Here is a 20,532-nt window from a genome sequence, read left to right on the forward strand (position 1 = left end):
CAATGTTATCATCATCTGGAAACAGCCAATTTATCGGAGCATATATGTATTCATACCACAGCGAACGCCATTTCAGCGACCGCAACAACTGGCTTAGGGCAAGCGTATTGGGTGCCAATGACGGCCTGATTTCCACTGCCTCCCTGTTAACGGGCGTAGCCGCTGCCGCGCCTGATTTCCAAACCCTGCTGTTGACGGGCGTTTCGGCGCTTATCGGGGGCGCAGTATCAATGGCGGCGGGGGAGTACGTTTCCGTGTCCAGCCAATTGGATACGGAAAAAGCCGATTTACACAAAGAATGCTACGAATTGGCAAATAATCCTGATGCGGAGTTGGAAGAGCTGACGGAAATTTACCGCCGCCGCGGTTTGTCCGACCCGCTCGCCACAGAGGTGGCCAAAGCCTTGATGGAACACGATGCACTCGCCGCTCATGCACGTGACGAAATCGGCATTACCGAAGCCTCTGCCGCCCAACCCATGCAGGCCGCGCTGGCTTCTGCCGCTTCATTTTGTGCAGGCGCAATTTTGCCTTTACTGGTTGCGTTGACGGCTTCTACCGCCATTGTTCCAGCCTTGGCAGTTTCCACTTTGTGCGGACTGGCCGGACTGGGCTATGCCTCCGCCAAACTCGGCGGCGCGCCTGTCGTTCCTGCCGTTTTGCGCGTGTGCATATGGGGCGTTGCGGCATTGGTGATAACCGGATTTATTGGAAAAATAGCAGGCGTGGCCGTCTGAATGTAAGGCCTTATATTCTTTTAAACCTGTATCCAGTAAAATTGAAAATTGATTTGATCGCTAAAGGCCGTCTGAAAATTTTTCAGACGGCCTATGGTGCTTGTATTTATTTATTACAAACTGTTTTATCATGACCTATCCGATTCCCAAACCCCGTGAAAAATCCCGTTGGCTCAATCTGTCTCAAGGCTCGCTGCCTTTGGCTTTGGCGCGTTATCTGCCGCATAAGCAGCTCAAGGTTGTCTTGACCCAAGATGCGGAACAGGCGCTACGCCTTCAGACGGCCTGGCTGTTTTTCCGTCCACACGATACGGCCGTGTTCCTACCTGACTGGGAAACGCTGCCTTACGAGCGTTTTTCACCGCATCAGGATTTGGTGTCGGAGCGCTTGTCGGCATTGTGGCAGATTAAAAGCGGCACGGCGGACGTGTTGTTCGTACCGGTTGCTACGGCGATGCAGAAGCTGCCACCTGTGCCGTTTCTAGCAGGGCGCACGTTTTGGCTGAAAACGGGGCAGACTTTGGATATAGGTCGTCTGAAAACCGATTTGGTAGATGCGGGTTATAACCATGTTTCCCACGTTGTTGCGGCGGGCGAGTTTGCCGTGCGCGGTGGCATTGTTGATTTGTTCCCGATGGGCAGCGAAATGCCCTACCGCATCGATTTGTTTGACGATGAAATCGACAGCATTAAAACCTTCGATACCGAAACGCAACGTACCATTTCTCCCGTTTCCGAAATCCGCCTGCTGCCGGCACACGAGTTCCCCACCGACAGCGAGGCGCAAAAAATCTTCCGCAGCCGCTTCCGCGAGGAAGTTGATGGCAATCCGAACGATGCCGCCGTATATAAAGCCGTCAGCAACGGCCATTTCGGTGCGGGCGTGGAATACTATCTGCCGCTGTTTTTTGAAAACGAGCTGGAAACGCTGTTTGACTATATCGGCGAAGATGCGCTGTTTGTCTCTTTGGGCGACGTTCACGCCGAGGCAAACCGTTTTTGGAGCGACGTCAAATCGCGTTACGCCATGGCGCAGGGCGACGAAACCTATCCGCCTTTGCTTCCACAGCATTTGTATCTCTCTTCTGATGTCTTTGCAGGCCGTCTGAAAAATTATGGTCAGGTATTGCCGGATATTTTTGGTGATGAACATACGTTGCCAAACTTGGCCGTCAACCGCCAAGCAGATGAGCCGTTGCAGGCATTGAAAGATTTTCAGACGGCCTTTGACGGACGGATTTTGCTGTGCGCCGAAAGTTTAGGACGACGCGAAACCATGCTCGGCTTCTTGCAGCAAAACGGCTTAAAAGCCAAAAGCGTGTCCGACTGGCAGGGCTTTTTGTCGGCGCATGAGCCGCTGATGATTACAGTGGCGCCGTTAGCTTACGGGTTTAAATTAGAAGATCAAAACATCGCGGTCATTACCGAATCCGATCTTTATCAATATGTTGCCCGCTCGCGCAAACATCATCGTAAGAAACACGCCGCCGTTTCAGACGGCCTGTTGCGCGACCTTGCCGAAATCAATATTGGCGACCCTGTCGTGCACGAAGAACACGGCATCGGGCGGTATATGGGCTTGGTCACAATGGACTTGGGCGATGAAACCAACGAAATGATGTTGCTCGAATATGCGGGCGAAGCGCAGCTTTATGTGCCTGTTTCGCAGCTGCATTTAATCAGCCGCTACTCCGGTCAGGCGCATGAAAACGTTACTTTGCACAAGCTCGGCAGTGGCGCGTGGAACAAGGCGAAACGCAAAGCCGCCGAAAAAGCGCGCGATACCGCCGCCGAGTTGCTCAACCTCTACGCCCAACGCGCCGCCCAATCGGGACATAAGTTTGAAATCAACGAGTTGGACTATCAGGCGTTTGCCGATGGCTTCGGCTACGAGGAAACCGAAGACCAGGCCGCCGCCATTGCCGCCGTGATTAAAGATTTGACACAGGCGAAGCCGATGGACCGCCTTGTGTGCGGCGATGTCGGCTTCGGCAAAACCGAAGTTGCCCTGCGCGCCGCATTTGTGGCGGTGATGGGTGGCAAACAGGTCGCCGTACTCGCCCCAACCACGCTTCTGGTCGAGCAGCACGCGCAAAACTTTGCCGACCGTTTCGCCGATTTCCCTGTGAAAGTCGCTAGCCTTTCGCGTTTCAACAACAGCAAAGCCACCAAAGCCGCGCTCGAAGGCATGGCGGACGGCACGGTCGATATTGTTATCGGTACGCACAAATTGGTGCAAGACGACATCAAATTCAAAAACTTAGGTTTAGTGATTATCGATGAAGAACACCGTTTCGGCGTGCGCCAAAAAGAGCAGCTCAAACTCCTGCGCGCCAATGTCGATATCCTCACCATGACCGCCACACCGATTCCACGCACCCTCAGCATGGCGCTCGAAGGTCTGCGCGACTTCTCACTGATTACTACCGCGCCCAGCCGCCGCCTCGCCGTCAAAACCTTTGTCAAACCCTTCAGCGAAGGCAGCGTGCGCGAAGCCGTATTGCGCGAACTCAAACGCGGCGGACAAGTGTTTTTCCTGCACAATGAAGTGGATACGATTGAGAATATGCGCGAGCGGCTGGAAACCCTGCTGCCCGAAGCCCGCATCGGCGTGGCGCACGGACAACTGCGCGAGCGCGAGCTGGAACAAGTCATGCGCGACTTTTTGCAGCAACGATTTAACGTGTTGCTCTGTTCAACCATCATCGAAACCGGCATCGACATCCCCAACGCCAACACCATCATCATCAACCGCGCCGACAAATTCGGGCTGGCGCAACTGCACCAGCTTCGTGGGCGCGTCGGCCGCAGCCACCACCAAGCCTATGCCTACCTGCTCACGCCCGAATACATCACCAAAGACGCAGAAAAACGCCTCGATGCCATCGCGGCGGCAGACGAACTCGGCGCAGGTTTCACCCTTGCCATGCAGGATTTGGAAATCCGCGGCGCAGGTGAAATCCTTGGCGAAGGGCAGTCCGGCGAAATGATACAGGTCGGCTTCACGCTCTACACCGAAATGCTCAAACAAGCCGTGCGCGACCTCAAAAAAGGCCGCCAGCCCGACCTCGACGCGCCATTGGGCATTACCACTGAAATCAAGCTGCACAGCCCGGCTTTATTTCCCGAAGACTACTGCCCCGACATCCACGAGCGCCTCGTCCTCTACAAACGCCTCGCCGTCTGCGAAACCGTGCAGCAAATCAACGCCATACATGAAGAACTGGTCGACCGCTTCGGCCTGCCCGAACAACCCGTTAAAACCCTCATCGAAAGCCACCACTTACGGCTCGCCGCAAAAGAATTGGGTATAGACGCCATCGACGCGACAAGTGAAGCCGTCACCGTTACCTTCGGTAAACACCACCAAATCGACCCGACAGAAATTATCCTGCTGATTCAGACGGATAAAAAATACCGGCTGGCAGGGGCAGACAAGTTGAAGTTTACGGCTCAGATGGAGGATGTGGAGATGAGGATTAAGACAGTGAAAAGTGTGTTGAAGACTTTGAAAGAAAGAGTGGTAGCAAAGTAGAGGTTGATGAAGAAAAGGTCGTCTGAAAAATTTTCAGACGACCTTTCCTTATCCAAAATTTGTAGGTCGGATACTTGTATCCGACAAAATCTCCCATGAAGCTGTCGGATTCGAGAATCCGACCTACACCTAACGCTCTTTTTTAAAAATATTAACTAAATCAATTATATAATTGTATTAATTAGCTTTTCATCATTTAATTTTTCAAAATTTTCGGCAATTATCTGTATTCATTATAGACAATAGAATTATATAGAACGCCATTCTTGTCAAAAACAGGCAGTAATTTAATTAGATACCAGTTTATATCCACTATTTTATTATAAATTTCCTTAATATTGATATTAATGCTGAATAAGAATTCAAAGTTAGGAAAAAATAAGACGTCTCCACCGATATTGGTATCAGACCATGTCATTACAAACCCGATAACTTCATCCGAATTACTTTTGATTTTTAAAAAATCAAAAATTTCTTGTTCCGACATAGAGGCCGAATTCCAATCCCAGTCGTCATTACCAAGCAGCAAATAAGTAAATTGTCCATTATCGAGAAAACGCCAACCATCCTCCCATAAATATTTCAGTATTTCATAACGAGAAATTTTTTTGTTATTCATCGATAAATCTATACTTAAACCTATATCTCTCGACATCTCGAATCTCCTGTGGCTTTTAATTTTTAATATTTTTAGAAGGGGTGTAAGCAAGCCTTAGCCCGCATTAAACCTGTAAGTAGAGTGTATACGGCACGCACAAACGTGGGCTTTAAGCGTAATAAAAAGTCGTCTGAAACGATTTTCAGGCTTTCAGATGACCTTTTATCAAATGATGCGAAATATCACTTGTCTAACTCAGCCCCACCTTCAAGTTTTGGGCAGACTACGACTTGTATCGTTTGTTTATTTTTATAATTGCTGAAATTTCCAATAATCCCGTCCTTCAATTTTCCAATAACAAAATTCGTCCGGTATCAAATACCCAAAGTCCATTGCCTTAGAAAACCAGCCATCATAGACATAATCTTCATGACATCTGTCCCAATCCATATGAAGGTAAACTTCCGTATCAAAATTAATATAGAACAACGGTAATCTTGAAGAAATCTGATTGATTTTTAAGAAATCACTTTGTTGGCCAGAATCCGAAATAGGATCATCATACGACAACTTGTTCTCGACAACGGAATATAATCTTGCTGCCTCATTTAAATTAAAGCCCTGTAACATCAGCGCCTTCAATTCGTCTTTTTCCAGTACGACGACCGAATCTGATTGAAGATAGTTTTCAAAATTGTCCTTAGTTAACTGCCAGATGCCGTTTCGGTAATAATAACTATTCATTTCATCCTGATACTGTTCTAACGTAATATTACCGTTTTTAAAATCCAAATCTAAGTCTAATTTCATGTTTAATATGAAATTAGCCTTATAATCAATCAAATAATATATCTTTTTCTTATAGACAAAAATGGATATACACTGAATGTACTCAAAGATGTTATCCAATAATTCAGATTTAAATTTCTCAATCTTTTCCATATTTGACAAATTCCTTAATAACTTTATCACCAGCAAGCATTAGTCCGCATGAAAGCTGCAGGTAGGGTGTGCGCGGTACGCACGTACGCGTGCTTTAAGTGTAAATACAGAAGCAGTATAAAAAGGTCGTCTGAAAAATTTTCAGACGACCTTTTAGGTTAATTTTCCGAATAGCCTTTCTAAGGCAGTACAACCACATTTCAATCTTTTCCTGCACAGAAAAAAAAATACAGCAGCTGTATCATCTCGTTAACTCGGGGGTCGGCAATATAATATTGCCGCTCTCGGTGGTTTACTTCAAACGATACCAAACCGGCTTCACGCAGTAGCGCTAATTGGCTGGACATTGCCGCTTGCGGCAGTCCGGATGATTCAGCCAACTCGGTTACATTGTACGGCCTTTCATGTAGTTTGCACAATACGGCGAGACGGTTGGGATTAGCCAGAAGTTTGAGAAAAGCGGAGGCTTCTTCGTAGGGAGGTTGATTGTCGGCAGTGGTCATTTTTCACGCTTGTCGGCAAATGAGGAGGTCGAATTATCAGTCATAATGTCCTTGACAGTAACTTTCAGACGGCCTTTGTTTAAGGGTTCCATGGCATTTTGGCCAGTAGGCGTGCCATGCCGCAGAATCCGGTTAGTCCGGCCGTTAACAGGCCTGCGCCGACCATCACGTCTATCAGATAAAACCAAGGCGATACCAGCCAACCTGCCAGCACGCCCAACAGAATCAAACTGCCCGCTATGGTTTGCACCTGCCGCATGATATCCGGTGCGGCACGGTCGGCAACAATTGAAAGCCCTGCAGCTTTCCATGCCTGTAAGCCGCCTTCTAGAATATAGCATTCTCGACCTTGGCCAAGCACTGACAATATTGTTTCTGCCCCTGCTGTACGTTTATCGCTCAGACAATAAAAAATCAGGCATGGGGCTGTATCATCGGGCAGTTTGTCTCGATACTGTTCAGGCGGAAGGGATAATGCGCCGCCAATATGCCCGCCCCGATATTCGGCTTGGCTTCGGATGTCCACTGCCAACGCGCCCTCACGGATTTTTGCCATTGCTTCGGAAGGCATAATTCGCGGGAGTTGTCCGACCGTAGTCATGTTTTGCCTTCGTTATTTTTTGTTGATACGGCAGGTGTTGATGCCCAATAAGCTGTACAGCGCACAGTTGCCAATCAGTGCTGTACCCAGGGGGATGATGCCCAGCCAACCCCACCAGCCAATTTGTCCGGTAGCGGCTGCAGCAATCAGCGCAACACCGATAACAATACGGATTACGCGATCTAAAGTACCCAAGTTTCGTTTCATTTTATTGCTCCTTGTTTAAGAATGGATTGTCTATAAATAAACATATATAACAAAAATCATATATGAGAAATATTATAGCTTTAAAGATGACTTTGTCAAATGGTTTACAGTAAAAGTGTAATGAATATTTGCATTGTATTTTTAAACGCACAAATAGAATCAATCTCCAACGGCATGGTTAAATGTAAAAATACAGCCTGATATTTTCAGACGGCACTGAAGATGATCTATATAATATTTTATTTATATTGGAAGAATGAGTAGTCAGTTTTCAGAAGGAATCAAATCATGACCGATTCGGAAAAGAAGTTCAATGGAGACGATTTGAAGACTGGATAATCCGTTGTGTAACTAGCAAGGGAGAGAAAACACTTTAAAATCAAATTATTTACGAATTATAAAAGGCCGTCTGAAAATTGAATTTCAGACGGCCTTTAATTTCTTTATAACGTCGTTCGTATCATCAGAAACGATAGTTCACGCCCAAGGCAAACTCGCGGCCGCGTTCGTAGAAGGGCACGCGTCCGTTGCCGTCGGGGAAGCGTTGGCTGTGCGAACGGTATTGTTTGTTGCCGATGTTGTTGACGGCGAAGTTGACGTTCAGGTTGTCTTTTTTCAGCGGCTGCCAGTTGGCGTAGATGTCGTGTACGCCGTAACCGGCTTTCTTGCCGTGTATCGTGCCTTGTCCGCGGGCGACGTCGGTGTATTTCACGCTTTGGGCGTAGCGGCCGCGCCAGCCGATTTCGAGTTTGGGATTTTCAAACTGGTAAGACAGTCCGGTCAGCCATTGGCGGCCGGTATTCCAGAAGGTGAACGAGCTTTCGTGGTCTTCCGCTTGAATCGGGCTTTCGCCGTAGTACATGTCGCCGTTCAGACGGGGTTTGACGTAGGACACGCCGGCGCGCGCGGTCAGGCCGCCCCAGCGGTAGGATGCGTCAAGTTCGTAGCCGTAGGTTTTGAGCGTACCGCCGTTGTAAATCCTGCCGCGTTCAGTGATGGAGGCGGTATTGTTGTTGATTTTTGCCCAACGATAGACGATGAGGTCTTTGATGCGTTGATGGAACACGCTGCCGCTGACGTTGAAGTTGTCGTTGCGCCATTTGAAGCCAATTTCAGCACGGCGGGCGGTTTCGGCTTTGAGGTTGCTGTCCAAATCGGCGGCAGCGCCTGCACGTTCGTTAGCCAACAGAGCTTCGTTCAGGCGGGGCGCACGGCTTGCCTGATTGAGGTTTGCCAAGAGGGAGAAGTTGTCGTTGATGTCCCAAATCGCGCTGATGCTGGGGTTGAGTTGTCCGTGCGACGCGCTTTGTTTGCTGGCGGCGTTGTATTTGAAATGGTCGTAACGCAGGCCGGTGGTCAAGGTAACGGGGTTCAGGTTCCAAATGCCTTCCGCGTACACGCCGTATTCGGCCTTTTTCTCTTTGTCGCGGTCATACAGGCCGAGAATCTTCAGCCATGCGCCTTTGTCGGACGGTTCGGAGGTTTCGTGGCGGTAGTTGACGCCGTATTTCACCATGTGTCCGTCGCCGAAGGAGCTGGCGAGATTCAGATTCGCGCCGGTCGCTTTGATTTTGCTTAGCTCAAGCTGACCGATGGGAACGCCGCCTTGCGCCGTGCCGGAAGCTTGGGCTTTTGGAGAAGGAGCGCCTTTAGGAGGCTTGGTGTCGTCGGTGTTGATTTGGAAGACGTTGGCGTCGATTTTGTCGATAAAGCCGACGTTGCGGCCGCGGTATTCCAGATTGTAGGTCTGCTCTTTTTGATAAGTGCCATCCACGCCGATGTAGCTGTCAACGTTTTGGAACTCGGCTTTGTCGGTGCGGTTGCCTTTTTGGTATTCCTGACGGTAGGTCAGGCGGATGCCGTGGTCGTCGTTGAAATCGTAGCCGAGTTTGGCGAGGTAGCTGTGCTGTTTAAGACGACTGCCGAGATTGACATTGCCGTTGCCGTCTTTGTAGTCACGGTTGTTGAGGAAGTTGCCTGCAAACAGGGCATCAAAGCCGTTTTGATAGCCGTAAACCGCTGCGCTGCCGGTTGAGCCTTTATTGCTGCTCAAGCCTGCGCCCAGTTTGAAACCGAAAGGTTTGCCGTCGGTCAGCAGGTCTTTTGCGTCAACCGTTGTTACGCGGATGGTACCGCCGACCGCACCCAAACCCGCGCTTGCCGCGCCGGTGCCTTTTTCGACGTTGATGCTTTTCACCAAAGCAGGATCAAGCTGGAAGCGGCTTTGGTGGTGGAAGATTTTTGTGGATTGGCTGGTGTTGTCGACTTCTAGGTTAATTTTGTCTTCACCAACGCCGCGGATGCTGTAAAACTGTGCTACGCCGTTGCCGCCACCGACATCCATACCGATTTGGTCTTTCATGACTTGTTTTAAATCGGTCGAAATTTCGCGGTCGAGCTGGTTGCGGGTTACACGAGTCGGTACGGCAGTACCGGTGACCTTAATTTCATTCAGCTCGGCAGTTTCTGCGGGTTGCAAATTTTCGGCATGAGCGAAGCTTGTTGATAATGCGAGTGTAATGATACTAAGGCGGAATACAGGAGAGGAGACCTTATTCATGATTTTTCCTAAGTAAAAAATTGACTGCTTATTCTAATTATTATAATAATGATTATCAAATTCTTAATGAATATTAATAAATATATTCTGTTTTATTTCAATCTAAAATTAATATGATTTTTATAAAAATCAATTAGTTTACATTTTAGTTAAATTTAGTAAAGATTCTTTGGCTGGGAAATGGGTTGAGTCTTACTTTTTCCGAGAGGGAGAGATGGGATAGCTTAAATATCTGTCAATAAAGAATTTTGTCTATCAGTGTTTTATTTAAAAGGCCGTCTGAAAAGTACTTTTCAGACGGCCTAAATATTTATGTTTTACAGTAAAGGGCTCATCAGGCGGACGGCATTTTCCACGAGGCCGCGGAGTTTGGAGCGTTGTTGCCATGATTTGATGGCAATGTAGCTGCTGTTTTTGAGGTAGTCACGTTGGAGGTTGCAGATTTGTTTGGTGGTATCGCGATCGTAGATGGCGAGGCTAATTTCGAGGTTGAGGAAGAAGCTGCGCATGTCCATGTTGACCGTGCCGAAGAGGGAGTAGTCTTCGTCAATGGTCATGGTTTTGGCATGTAGAAGACCGCCTTCAAACATGGCGATCTTGACACCGGCTTCCAGCAACATAGGGTAGTAGGCGCGTGAGGCATAGCGTACCATCAGTGAATCGACTTTGGCAGGCAGTATCAGGGTCACTTTGACGCCGCGTTTGGCGGCAACGGTTAACGCCATGAGAAGCGGCTCGTCGGGGACAAAGTAGGGGGTGGTAATCGTGATTTGTTTGGTGGCGGCATAGATGGCGCTGATGATGGTTTCGTAGATAACGAAGCTGCTTTGCTCTGGGGCGGATGGAATGATTTGGGCAACAATATTGCCTTGCTGCATTTTTTCGGGAAGGATTTGGGGCAGCAGGTTTTTTGCTTGGTTGAGGTATGTTTGTACGTTTTGGAGGTTTTTATCGGTTTCGACGGCAAGGTCGGCGAAGAAGACGGCTGACAGCTCCAGTACCATAGGTCCTGTGCAACGCATCATGGCATCTATCCATTCGCCGACGCCTGAATTTTGTTTGAAATAGCGCGGGTCGACAAGGTTGAAGCTGCCGGTGTAACCGATTTTGCTGTCGATAACGAGGATTTTGCGGTGGTTGCGCAGGTCGGTTCGTGTGAATAATGTACGCCAGATGCCGACAGGTAAGGAGGTATGTACTTCAACGCCTGCTTGGCGCAGTTTCTCTACCCAATCGCTTTCAAGAAAGCTCCTGCTGCCAACGGCATCGGCCAGTATGGAGCAGTCTACGCCTCTGGCTTTGGCGGCAAGAATTTCATTTAGAATTTCTTCAATGCGGCCTTTGGGTTCGATAATGTAAAAGGCCAACAGGCAGGAATGGGTTGCGGCGCGTATGTCTGCGAGCATGCTGTCGATGATGGTATCGGTGGTTGAGAGCAGGCTCATGGCGTTGCCTTTGGTGGCACCCAGCCCCGTTCCTTTTTCAGCAACTTTACTGATGCCGTGGTAACGTGATTTGACTTGGTCGGCAATGTCGAGATAGATATCGGCTAGATGGGTGGCGGCAAAGTTGCGGTAGAAGCGGTTCATTTCGCCGGTACGTTTGGCGCGGGCCGTGCCGAGACGCGGCTCGCCGATAAGGATGTAGGCGATGGTTCCGAACACGGGGAAAAGGAAGAGGATAATTAGCCAGGCAAAGGTTGAGCCGATATTTTTTTGTTTGTACAACACGCGCAGCATGCAGACGAGTGCGGCGCAGGTGTGGGCGAAGATAAAAATTTCGGTCCAGGTGATGTCTTTTAAAAAATTCATATTCGGTAGAGGGAGTGGATGTGTTTTTAAGTTTGAAGGTGTCAGCTGATAAGCTTCAGATATTAAGTATATAGAAAAACCGTCTAAAAACAAATTTACACGATAATCGTGTTTTTTGTTTTCAGACGGCCTTTGAGTTGCTTTAATTAACGGTGATACTGACGGGACAATTCGTGTACGGTATCGACCAAAATTTTAGCGTGTTCCGGATTGGCGTGTTGGTTGATACCGTGGCCGAGGTTGAATACATGGCCGCTGCCGTTGCCGTAGTCGGCGAGGATGCGTGCGACCTCGGTGCGGATAGATTCTGGTGTGCCGAAGAGGGCAAACGGGTCGAAGTTGCCTTGCAGGGCAACTTGTTCGCCGACGCGACGGCGTGCTTCGCCGATGTTGCAGGTCCAGTCCAGGCCCAATGCGTCTGCGCCGATTTCTGCCATGCTTTCCAGCCATAAGCCGCCGCCTTTGGCAAATACGATAACAGGCACGCGGCGGCCTTCGCTTTCGCGTTTGAGTCCGGCAACGATTTGTCGGATGTACTTCAGGCTGAATTCTTTAAATGCGGCATCGCTCAACACGCCGCCCCAAGTATCGAAAATTTGTACGGCTTGTGCGCCGGCATCGATTTGGGCATTGAGATAAGCGGTAACGGCTTGGGCGTTGGTGTCGAGGATTTTATGCAGTAAATCAGGGCGCGAATACATCATTGTTTTGATGGTGCGGAATTCTTTGCTGCTGCCGCCTTCGACCATGTAGCAGGCGAGTGTGAACGGGCTGCCGGAGAAGCCGATGAGTGGCACGCGGCCGCCCAGTGCTTTACGGATGGAAGTTACTGCGTCAAAGACGTATTGCAGTTTTTCCATATCGGGAACTTGCAGTTTGGCAATGTCGGCTTCGTGTTGCAAGGCACGTTCAAATTTCGGGCCTTCGCCTTCGGCAAAATACAGACCCAAACCCATGGCGTCGGGTACGGTCAGAATGTCGGAAAACAGAATCGCTGCGTCCAGATCAAAACGTTCTAAAGGCTGGATGGTAACTTCGGTTGCCAGCTCGGTGTTTTTACACAAATCGAGAAAGCTGCCTGCGCGTGCGCGTGTGGCTTTGTATTCAGGCAGATAGCGTCCGGCTTGGCGCATCATCCAGATGGGCGTGTATTCGACAGGCTGTTTGAGCAGGGCGCGGAGGAAAGTGTCGTTTTTCAGAGCAGTCATGATAAATAGGCTTTCTGATTTGGTGTGTTGGACAAAGTTCAGACGGCCTTAGATATGTATTGAGGCCGTCTGAAATGATTAAATGATTGGTTCTGTTGTAGATTTCATATTATCGCTTAATGCGAAATCAGCACATTAATTTGGTTGGGGAAGGGCTGCCGGATGTTCTTCTTCGGCCACGCTTTCCAAAACCAGATTGCGTTGTTCTTGCGCTTTTTGCGGCTGATCGGTTTCATCAAACACGCGAGCCAAGACCAAATGCGCAGATACGCTGGGTTGCAGGGCAATGCTGGCTTCGAGGTAGCCTTGGGCTTTGCCCCAAAGTTTGCGTCCGTAAGCCAGTTGGCCAAGATACATCAACAGTGGTGCATTGTCCGGTTGTTCCTGCAACCAAGAATCTGCCAAATCAATGGCTTTTTGCTGGTCGCGCTCGCTTAGGAAACGAACGGATTCGACAAATGCTTCCAAAAGCTCGGGCTGGCGGTTTTGCGGATAATGGTTTTTTACCCATTTGACCGCTTCGGCATACAAGCCCAAGCGCTCGTATTTTTCGGCAATCGCGACGCACAATTCGCCAGACTTCACACTTTCGGGAATCTGTTTCAAACAGGCTTTCAGACGGCCTGCATCGGTTACTTCGCTCAAGAGGCGGCGATATGCCCAGTTCTGATACTGTTCTGCTTCGTAATCGTTGATAGCGCCGGCTTTGACCAGTTTTTCCGCTTTTGCCAAGACATCTGAAGCATCGCCGTGATCAAAGGCATAACGCAATTGCAGGCGCACCAAGCGGCTTAAGTTGCCGTTGATTTTGGCTGCGGCTTCAAGATTTTGTGCGGCAGTCGGATAATCGCGGCAGCCCAGTGCGGATTCAGCCAGCAAAAGATGACGGGAAAGCTGTTGTTTTTGCGGAAGGTGTTCGATTTCGTGCAGGTAGCGGTCGCGCAGTTCGAAGTTTTCCATTTGGTCGGCCGCGTGCGCGCCCAACATCAAAGCCAGGGTACGGTTGTCGCCTGCTTCTTTGTTTTGCAAGACTTTGGCGGCTTCTTGTTCGGCTTTTTCAAAACGGCCTTCAAAATATGCCAAACCTGCGCTGTTCAAAGAGGCGGAAGCCTGACGGCCTTTGCGGGCAATGCCGAAGCGTTGCATACGCGCTGGAATATTTAAGAGGCCGAACACGAATTTAATCAGGAAATACAAGACGAATACGCTCAACAGCAGGCCTAAAACAAAGGCATGCAGATTGATACGCAGCATGGTTTGCTCAACCACGACATACACGTTACCTGTATAAATGCCGGAAGCCAACGCTAAACCAACGGCGGCGGCAAACAGAATGACAATCCAAACGACGGTTTTCATGCTTGCTCTCCTTTAATTTTGGCAGCAGGCTTGGTTTGGTTTTGTGGTTTGGCAGCTTCGGCGGCCGGTTCTTTTTTGTTTTCAGACGGCAAAGCAGGTGCTTCCAGAGATTGAGGGGCAGAAGCGGCAGCCGGTGCGGCAGTCGTGGCTTGTTCGGTAGCTGCAGCCGGAGCGGAAGCGGTTTTCTCGGCAGCTTGGGTTTGCGTAGCTTCTTCGGTCGTCATTTGTGTACGCGAACCTTCTTGATAAGCACGAACGGCGCTCAAGCTGGCTTTCAGGCTGTCGTCTGAAATCATGCGGACATCAAGGGCTTTGAGTTCGGCCAACTCTTTCAACCATGACTGGGTAGCAGGGGATTTGCTGTCGAAGTATTGCTTCACGGTTGCTTCAACGTTGTTCAAATCGCTTTGGTACACTTCGCCATTGTGTTGCAACAGGGCAATGCGCGCATCCAAAAGGCGTAGGCGCAGGTTTTCACGGATGAAGTAGGTTTGTTCGGGCGAAATCAACATGGCGTCGTTGCTGTCCAGATGACGGACTTCAACCAAGCCTTTGAGGGCATTGAGGGATTTCTCCCATGTGTTTTCCCACCAGGTTCCTGAATTGGTGGCTTCGACAGGCGCGGCACCTGGTTTCAATACGCCGTCCAAGACTAAAGGCAGGCCGGAAATACCGGTTTCCAAACGGTCGATACGCAAGGCTGTAGCGGAAATATCGACATAAGGACGGTTTTTCAGTGCGGCCAAATCATTGCTGATGGCTTGTTTGACGGGGATAAGTTCAGGCTGTTCAAAACGGCTTAAGCGACTGTCGATGTGTTCCAATACGCTGACCGCGCCTTGTAGGTTGCCTGACAGCATCAATTGTTGCGAAGCAGTGTTCAGCATGGATTCGGCTTCGTCAACCAGCCAGTTGATACGGCCTTTGAGTAACTCTTGATAAGCTTTCTGCGTTTGCAGGATTTGATCACTATTGTTTTTTTGACCGTTGTTCAGGCGGTCTAACTCGGTCTGAATAGCGGTTTGGCGGTTGAGGTTGTCTTTTAAAAGGCTGGAGTTTTCAGATTCGCCTAACGCAGCTTTGTCGATTTTTTGGTTGAATTCGAGCTCTTGGTTTTTTAAAACATTTTGACCCTGTACAAACAGGAATCCGCTCGCGCCTAGGCCAAGCAGTGCCAAGACGATCGCACCTGCGGCCAAGGCTTTGCCGCCAGATTGTTTGATGATAACAGGGGCGTTGTTTTGTGGGAGATTGTTGGACTCGGGCATGCTCGCCTCCACTCGCTGAGGTTGGGTAGGTTTGATTTGTTCAGACGGCCTGGTGTTTTCAGAACGTTCAGGCGCCGTAGTTGCCGTATTGGCAACTTGTTGGGTATCTTTATTGTCTTCGACTGGGTTCACTGCTTGGCTCCTTTGTGGTATGGATGAAAGTGCAGCGGATAAAGAAGTGACGGTTTCTACATGTTTGGCACCGACGATGCGAAGCGCATCGGCAATGCGAGGATGGTGGGTAAAGTATAGCAAGGATTCGAAGAATCGGGAAAATTGCGGCGGAATCTGATGGAAAAATTCGCGCGCGAGCTCGCCGGATGTAACGTAGGCGGCGGCGATGTCTTCAGTTTTAAAGTTCTGCCAATCGATGGCGTGTGGCCGTCTGAAATAGATTTCAGCGATGTTGATTTGGAAACCCAGTTCGGTCAGTTTGTCTGCTAGAAAATCACGGCCTCCATGGCCTCGAATGATTAGAACTCGGGCGTTGGGTGGCAGGGTTTTCCAAATAGGCATTCTCAAGACGGCTTCGCTGTCGTTACCATCTTCGGGAGAGAAGGCGGGATAGGGGGAGAATTGTGCCAAAGTATGTTGGCTGGTTTGGCCGACGGTAATGTGTACTTTAGGGCCGTCTGAAAAGGTCAGACACGGTACTGCAGTTTCAATAGCGGTCGGGCTGACCCAAAACACCACATCGGCTTGCTTGAATTGTTCGGGAAGTTTTTTTAGCGCCGAATGATCCAACTCTATTTCAATCGGACTCAATACCTGAGCCTGCCAACCGGCTGCATGGCAGGTTTGGATATCTTGCTGTGGACGGTTGGACGGACGGATGATGAGTAGAGTAGGCATAATGTGGGATAAATTATTAAGGTTTAGGCCGTCTGAAAGAAGGGTTTCAGACGGCCTGTTGCTGACGTACGTTATTGATCGACGAATGCGCGCTCAATCAGGTAGTCGCCGCGAACGCCGGTTTTCGGAGAAACGGTCAGGCCGAATTCGTCCAAGACGCTGCAGGTGTCTTTCAACATGGCAGGGCTGCCGCACAGCATGGCGCGGTCGTCTTGCGGATTGATTTTAGGCAGGCCGATGTCTTCGAAGAGTTTGCCGCTGCGCATCAAATCGGTCAGACGGCCTTGGTGTACATATTCTTCGCGTGAAACGATTGGATAGTAAATCAGTTTTTCTTTAACCAAGTCGCCCAGGTATTCGTGTTCGGGCAATTCTTTGGTGAAGCGGTCGTAGTATGCCAAGTCTTTTTTGTAGCGTACGCCGTGAACCAAGATGATTTTTTCGAATTGCTCGTAAATTTCAGGGTCTTTGGTAATGCTCAAGAAAGGGGCGATGCCGGTACCGGTGCTCAAGAGGTAGAGGTGTTTACTCGGATTCAGGTCGCCGGCAACCAATGTACCGGTCGGTTTTTTACTGATAAGGACATCGTCGCCGACTTTAAGGTGTTGTAGGCGGCTGGTCAATGGGCCGTCTTGTACTTTGATACTGAAAAATTCCAGATGCTCTTCCCAGTTGGCGGAAGCCACGCTGTATGCGCGCATCAGTGGTTTGCCGTCTACCATCAGGCCGACCATGACGAATTGGCCGTTTTCAAAGCGCAAAGATTCGTCACGGGTGCAGGTGAAAGTGAAGTAAGCGTCGGTCCAGTGGTGTACGGACAAGACTTTCTGGGTGTTGAATGCTGCCATTGATATTTCCTGTCGGATAAGGCCGTCTGAAAAGGATAGGTCGGGGCGGCCAAGGTTAATAAAAAGAATGGAATATGGTGTTCAGCTACTTGCTTGCCGGTTTGGCTGATTTTTCGCTGAGGCTGTGCAGGTCGGAATAGCGTCCGCCTGCGTTGATCAATTCATGATGAGTGCCTTGTTCGACTACATTGCCTTCGTGCATGACAACAATATTGTCGGCTTTTTCGATGGTCGAAAGTCGGTGGGCAATCACCAATGTGGTACGGTTTTGCATCAGATTTTCCAATGCGGTTTGCACCAAACGTTCAGATTCATTATCCAATGCGCTGGTGGCTTCGTCCAAAATCAAAATCGGTGCATTTTTCAAAAGTGCACGCGCAATGGCGAGGCGTTGACGTTGGCCGCCGGACAGTTTTAAACCGTTTTCGCCGACTTCAGTGTGCAAGCCTTGCGGCATTTTTTGGATAAATTCCCAAGCATTCGCGGCTTTTGCAGCATTGATAATTTCTTCTTCGCTGAATTTATCAGCTTGAGCATAGGCAATGTTTTCAGCAATCGTACCATTAAACAGGACAACATTTTGGCTGACGAATGCCATGCGGCTGCGCAGGTTTTCGAGCGTATATTCATTGATGTTGACGCCGCCAATCAAAACCTTGCCTTCATCCGGATTAAGGAAGCGCGGCAACATATTGGCCAGGGTGGTTTTACCGCAGCCTGATGCGCCGACCAATGCGGTCACTTTGCCTTGCGGTACAAGCAGGTTAATGTGGTTCAAGCTGTTGCGTTCGGCTTCAGGATAGCGGTGTACAACATTGCAAAATTCGATATCGCCAGGGTTTGGGCTGAGAATTTGTTTGCCTTCGTTGCTTTCTTCAGGTTGATCCAAAAAGGTGAAGACACTTTCTGCCGCCGCCAAACCGCGTTGCAGGGATTGCATCACACCGGTCATGCGTTTGATGGGGTCAAACATCATGATCATGCTCGACAAAAACGACATAAAATCGCCTGCACTGAAGCCGGAAAGCCCTGCTTGGCGGGCGGCTGCGTAAATAATCGCAGCCAGAGCAACCGAGGCCATTAATTGCGTAATGCCGGTACCCGCAGAGCTGGCGGAAACCTGTTTGAGCAGGTTGCGGCGCACATCGTCGGCAATACGGTTGAAGCGGCGGTTTTCATAATCTTGACCGCCGTAGATTTTTACAACGCGTTCACCATTAATGCTTTCGCCCAAGACCTGCATCAGCTGGCCAAGATAAATTTGGTTGTTGGCAGACAGTTTGCGCAAGCGTTTGCTGACTGTTTGGATACATACAGCAACAACCGGCAAGATGATAAAAGTAATCAGGGTCAAACGCCAGTTCAGATAAGTTAGCAAGCCCAATAGGCCGACTACGCTCACGCCGTCTTTAGCAATCACGGTAATGACGTTAAACCCTGCATCGGTAATTTGATTGACGTCGTTCAAGATACGAGACATCAAACGGCCGCCGGTATTGCTGCTGAAATACGAAGTCGGCAGGTGCATCATTTTGTTGAACATTTCACCGCGCAAGCGCTGCACCAAGTGGCTGGACAGATAAGTCGTGCAATATTCGTTAATGAAGTTGAACAGGCCGCGAATGAAAAACAGCGCCACAATTGCCAGCGGCAACCATGACATGCTTTTCATGTTTTTATCGACAAAACCTTCATTAATCAAAGGTTTGAGCAAGTAACCGAAAGCCGGCATCGTACCGGCGACAATCAGCATGGCCACTACGGAGACGATAAACATCTTCCAATAGCTTTTTAAATATCCAAGCAAACGCTTGTACAGCTCCCAGTTGGATGTGGCTTGTGTTGTCTGCATATCAATCCAGATTTAGAGCAAACATGCAATTCTAAACGAAAATATCTGTCATTACAATGTTTGCAATTGAAAGTCAAAAGGAGTTGGTATTGTTTTAACGCCTTGATTTTATATGATAACGACTGTAATGCGGTTGGATTGGCAATAACGCTGCCTACTTCATAAACACCAGTCGCGGCCGTCTGAAAAAGTTTCAGACGGCCTCTTCAGTCGTCAAAGACAGCCGGTTAAGCCAAAGCTTCCTTAATGATGTCTTTCACTGTTGTTGCGTTATTAGGGACAACACGGACACGTTGCGGCAGGTTTTCCAAGCCTTCCAGTGCGGCTGGGCGGGGGATGGAAACTTCGCCGACCGCTTCATGGATGGTGGCTTCAAATTTGGCAGCCAATGCGGTTTCGAGGCAGACAATGGTTTCGCCGGCTTCGCGTACTTCACGCGCTACTTTGATGCCATCGGCTGTATGCGGATCAATCAATTCACGGTCCTGCTCGTAAACCTGTTTGATGGCGGCAAGGCGGTTGGCATGGGTCGATTTGCCGGAAACAAAGCCATATTGTTGATGTACTTTGTTTAAGGCAAATTCCAAATTGAAACCTTTGCCGGAACCTACTTCAGCCCATAAGGTTTTGATTTCGTCCGCATCGCGGCCCATCAGGTCAAACACAAAACGCTCGAAGTTGGAGGCTTTGGAAATATCCATAGACGGGCTGGATGTGACGTGGGTGTGTTCACTGTTGCGAGGGCGGTATGCGCCGGTTTTGAAAAACTCGTCCAATACGTCGTTTTCATTGGTGGCGACAATCAAGCGGTGGATGGGCAGGCCCATTTGACGAGCGATATGGCCGGCGCAGACATTGCCGAAGTTGCCGCTTGGTACGCAGAAGCTGACTTTTTCGTCATTGCTCGAAGTGGCGTTGAAATAACCGGCAAAGTAGTACACGACTTGGGCGACAATGCGTCCCCAGTTGATGGAGTTGACTGTGCCGATGTGGTATTTGGCTTTGAATTCGGCATCGTTTTGTACGGCTTTGACGATGTCTTGGCAGTCGTCAAACATGCCTTCAACAGCGATGTTGTGGATGTTGGCATCTTGCAAGCTGAACATTTGCGCGCGTTGGAATGCGCTCATTTTGCCTTCCGGAGACAGCATGAAGACATTGACGCCTTTTTTACCGCGCAGGGCATATTCGGCGGCAGAGCCGGTGTCGCCACTGGTGGCGCCTAAGATATTGAGTTCTTTGCCTTCTTTGTTCAATACATATTCAAACGCATTGCCCAAGAATTGCATGGCCATGTCTTTGAATGCCAAAGTCGGGCCGTTGGAGAGGGCTTGAATTTTGATGCCGTCTGAAAGTGTACGAACCGGAGTAATGGCTTTTGTGCCGAATACTTCTTCGGTGTAGGTACGGTTGATAATGTCACGTAAATCATCAGCAGGAATGTCGGTGGCAAACAGGCTCATGACTTCAAACGCCAGCTCAGGATAGCTGAGTGTGCGCCATTGGTCTAAAGTGGCACGGTCGATTTGAGGGTATTGCTCAGGTAGCATCAAACCGCCGTCAGGAGCCAAACCCATCAATAAAACTTCGCTGAATTGCTTGCGTGCGGTTGCACCGCGGGTGCTGATATATTTCATGATTTCTTCTCTAT

15 protein-coding genes and 1 pseudogene are annotated in these 20,532 nt (G+C 49.3%); 2 read left to right on the plus strand and 14 right to left on the minus strand.

Annotated elements, in window-relative coordinates; all coding sequences use genetic code 11:
* Positions 1-44 precede the first annotated feature (44 nt).
* Positions 45-737 (plus strand): VIT1/CCC1 transporter family protein, encoded by a 693-nt coding sequence (locus ACTHSW_RS05360; RefSeq protein ID WP_070461694.1) that lies wholly within the window; start codon positions 45-47, stop codon positions 735-737.
* A gap of 130 nt (positions 738-867) precedes the next feature.
* Entirely contained in the window at positions 868-4,272 is a 3,405-nt protein-coding gene (gene mfd / locus ACTHSW_RS05365; protein ID WP_070461938.1) for a transcription-repair coupling factor, read from the plus strand.
* A 220-nt stretch (positions 4,273-4,492) separates the two neighbouring features.
* Here mfd and ACTHSW_RS05370 read toward each other — a convergent pair whose 3' ends face one another.
* The 14 genes and pseudogenes from ACTHSW_RS05370 to thrC all read right to left on the minus strand — a co-directional run bounded on the left by ACTHSW_RS05370 (position 4,493) and on the right by thrC (position 20,518).
* The gene (locus ACTHSW_RS05370; protein ID WP_070461939.1) at positions 4,493-4,891 is read right to left on the minus strand and encodes a hypothetical protein; all 399 of its coding nucleotides are present in this window, start codon (positions 4,889-4,891) and stop codon (positions 4,493-4,495) included.
* A gap of 288 nt (positions 4,892-5,179) precedes the next feature.
* Positions 5,180-5,812, minus strand: coding sequence for a hypothetical protein (locus ACTHSW_RS05375; protein WP_107768975.1), 633 nt, complete (start codon positions 5,810-5,812; stop codon positions 5,180-5,182).
* A 200-nt stretch (positions 5,813-6,012) separates the two neighbouring features.
* On the minus strand, positions 6,013-6,315 hold the full coding sequence (locus tag ACTHSW_RS05380) for an ArsR/SmtB family transcription factor (RefSeq protein WP_070461695.1): 303 nt from the start codon (positions 6,313-6,315) through the stop codon (positions 6,013-6,015).
* A 79-nt stretch (positions 6,316-6,394) separates the two neighbouring features.
* On the minus strand, positions 6,395-6,916 hold the full coding sequence (locus tag ACTHSW_RS05385; RefSeq protein ID WP_070461697.1) for a rhodanese-like domain-containing protein: 522 nt from the start codon (positions 6,914-6,916) through the stop codon (positions 6,395-6,397).
* A gap of 12 nt (positions 6,917-6,928) precedes the next feature.
* Positions 6,929-7,123 (minus strand): YgaP family membrane protein, encoded by a 195-nt coding sequence (locus ACTHSW_RS05390; RefSeq protein ID WP_003685761.1) that lies wholly within the window; start codon positions 7,121-7,123, stop codon positions 6,929-6,931.
* A 463-nt stretch (positions 7,124-7,586) separates the two neighbouring features.
* Positions 7,587-9,683: a TonB-dependent receptor plug domain-containing protein gene (locus tag ACTHSW_RS05395; RefSeq protein ID WP_440373786.1), complete on the minus strand. Its 2,097-nt coding sequence runs from the start codon at positions 9,681-9,683 to the stop codon at positions 7,587-7,589.
* Positions 9,684-10,000: 317 nt separating this feature from the next.
* Entirely contained in the window at positions 10,001-11,494 is a 1,494-nt protein-coding gene (gene cls / locus ACTHSW_RS05400) for a cardiolipin synthase (protein WP_440373787.1), read from the minus strand.
* A gap of 146 nt (positions 11,495-11,640) precedes the next feature.
* Complete coding sequence (gene hemE, locus ACTHSW_RS05405; RefSeq protein WP_004519981.1) at positions 11,641-12,702, minus strand: uroporphyrinogen decarboxylase; 1,062 nt, start codon at positions 12,700-12,702, stop codon at positions 11,641-11,643.
* Positions 12,703-12,837: 135 nt separating this feature from the next.
* Positions 12,838-14,061 carry a heme biosynthesis protein HemY gene (locus ACTHSW_RS05410; RefSeq protein WP_107768978.1) on the minus strand — a complete coding sequence of 408 codons (1,224 nt, stop codon included), beginning with the start codon at positions 14,059-14,061 and terminating at the stop codon, positions 12,838-12,840.
* Positions 14,058-15,329: a uroporphyrinogen-III C-methyltransferase gene (locus ACTHSW_RS05415; RefSeq protein ID WP_234395981.1), complete on the minus strand. Its 1,272-nt coding sequence runs from the start codon at positions 15,327-15,329 to the stop codon at positions 14,058-14,060. The genes ACTHSW_RS05410 and ACTHSW_RS05415 overlap by 4 nt, the downstream gene beginning before the upstream one ends.
* A gap of 216 nt (positions 15,330-15,545) precedes the next feature.
* A pseudogene (locus ACTHSW_RS05420) lies at positions 15,546-16,181 on the minus strand (uroporphyrinogen-III synthase); the annotation flags it as partial.
* A gap of 71 nt (positions 16,182-16,252) precedes the next feature.
* A complete protein-coding gene (locus ACTHSW_RS05425) occupies positions 16,253-17,029 on the minus strand; it encodes a ferredoxin--NADP reductase (protein WP_070461704.1) in 777 nt (258 codons plus the stop codon).
* Positions 17,030-17,114: 85 nt separating this feature from the next.
* Positions 17,115-18,881 carry a lipid A export permease/ATP-binding protein MsbA gene (gene msbA, locus ACTHSW_RS05430; protein ID WP_070461706.1) on the minus strand — a complete coding sequence of 589 codons (1,767 nt, stop codon included), beginning with the start codon at positions 18,879-18,881 and terminating at the stop codon, positions 17,115-17,117.
* A 227-nt stretch (positions 18,882-19,108) separates the two neighbouring features.
* The gene (gene thrC, locus ACTHSW_RS05435; RefSeq protein ID WP_070461708.1) at positions 19,109-20,518 is read right to left on the minus strand and encodes a threonine synthase; all 1,410 of its coding nucleotides are present in this window, start codon (positions 20,516-20,518) and stop codon (positions 19,109-19,111) included.
* Between the last annotated feature and the right edge of the window lie 14 nt (positions 20,519-20,532).

It is taken from the genome of Neisseria sp. P0008.S004 (assembly GCF_051962755.1).
Lineage (GTDB): Bacteria > Pseudomonadota > Gammaproteobacteria > Burkholderiales > Neisseriaceae > Neisseria > Neisseria subflava_A.

What these genes read in the sequence shown, in the direction of transcription:
- ACTHSW_RS05360 (WP_070461694.1), top strand. Translation starts at nt 45, where the DNA reads ATGTATTCATACCACAGCGAACGCCATTTCAGCGACCGCAACAACTGG.
- mfd (WP_070461938.1), top strand. Translation starts at nt 868, where the DNA reads ATGACCTATCCGATTCCCAAACCCCGTGAAAAATCCCGTTGGCTCAAT.
- ACTHSW_RS05370 (WP_070461939.1), bottom strand. Translation starts at nt 4,891, where the DNA reads ATGAATAACAAAAAAATTTCTCGTTATGAAATACTGAAATATTTATGG.
- ACTHSW_RS05375 (WP_107768975.1), bottom strand. Translation starts at nt 5,812, where the DNA reads ATGGAAAAGATTGAGAAATTTAAATCTGAATTATTGGATAACATCTTT.
- ACTHSW_RS05380 (WP_070461695.1), bottom strand. Translation starts at nt 6,315, where the DNA reads ATGACCACTGCCGACAATCAACCTCCCTACGAAGAAGCCTCCGCTTTT.
- ACTHSW_RS05385 (WP_070461697.1), bottom strand. Translation starts at nt 6,916, where the DNA reads ATGACTACGGTCGGACAACTCCCGCGAATTATGCCTTCCGAAGCAATG.
- ACTHSW_RS05390 (WP_003685761.1), bottom strand. Translation starts at nt 7,123, where the DNA reads ATGAAACGAAACTTGGGTACTTTAGATCGCGTAATCCGTATTGTTATC.
- ACTHSW_RS05395 (WP_440373786.1), bottom strand. Translation starts at nt 9,683, where the DNA reads ATGAATAAGGTCTCCTCTCCTGTATTCCGCCTTAGTATCATTACACTC.
- cls (WP_440373787.1), bottom strand. Translation starts at nt 11,494, where the DNA reads ATGAATTTTTTAAAAGACATCACCTGGACCGAAATTTTTATCTTCGCC.
- hemE (WP_004519981.1), bottom strand. Translation starts at nt 12,702, where the DNA reads ATGACTGCTCTGAAAAACGACACTTTCCTCCGCGCCCTGCTCAAACAG.
- ACTHSW_RS05410 (WP_107768978.1), bottom strand. Translation starts at nt 14,061, where the DNA reads ATGAAAACCGTCGTTTGGATTGTCATTCTGTTTGCCGCCGCCGTTGGT.
- ACTHSW_RS05415 (WP_234395981.1), bottom strand. Translation starts at nt 15,329, where the DNA reads ATGCCCGAGTCCAACAATCTCCCACAAAACAACGCCCCTGTTATCATC.
- ACTHSW_RS05425 (WP_070461704.1), bottom strand. Translation starts at nt 17,029, where the DNA reads ATGGCAGCATTCAACACCCAGAAAGTCTTGTCCGTACACCACTGGACC.
- msbA (WP_070461706.1), bottom strand. Translation starts at nt 18,881, where the DNA reads ATGCAGACAACACAAGCCACATCCAACTGGGAGCTGTACAAGCGTTTG.
- thrC (WP_070461708.1), bottom strand. Translation starts at nt 20,518, where the DNA reads ATGAAATATATCAGCACCCGCGGTGCAACCGCACGCAAGCAATTCAGC.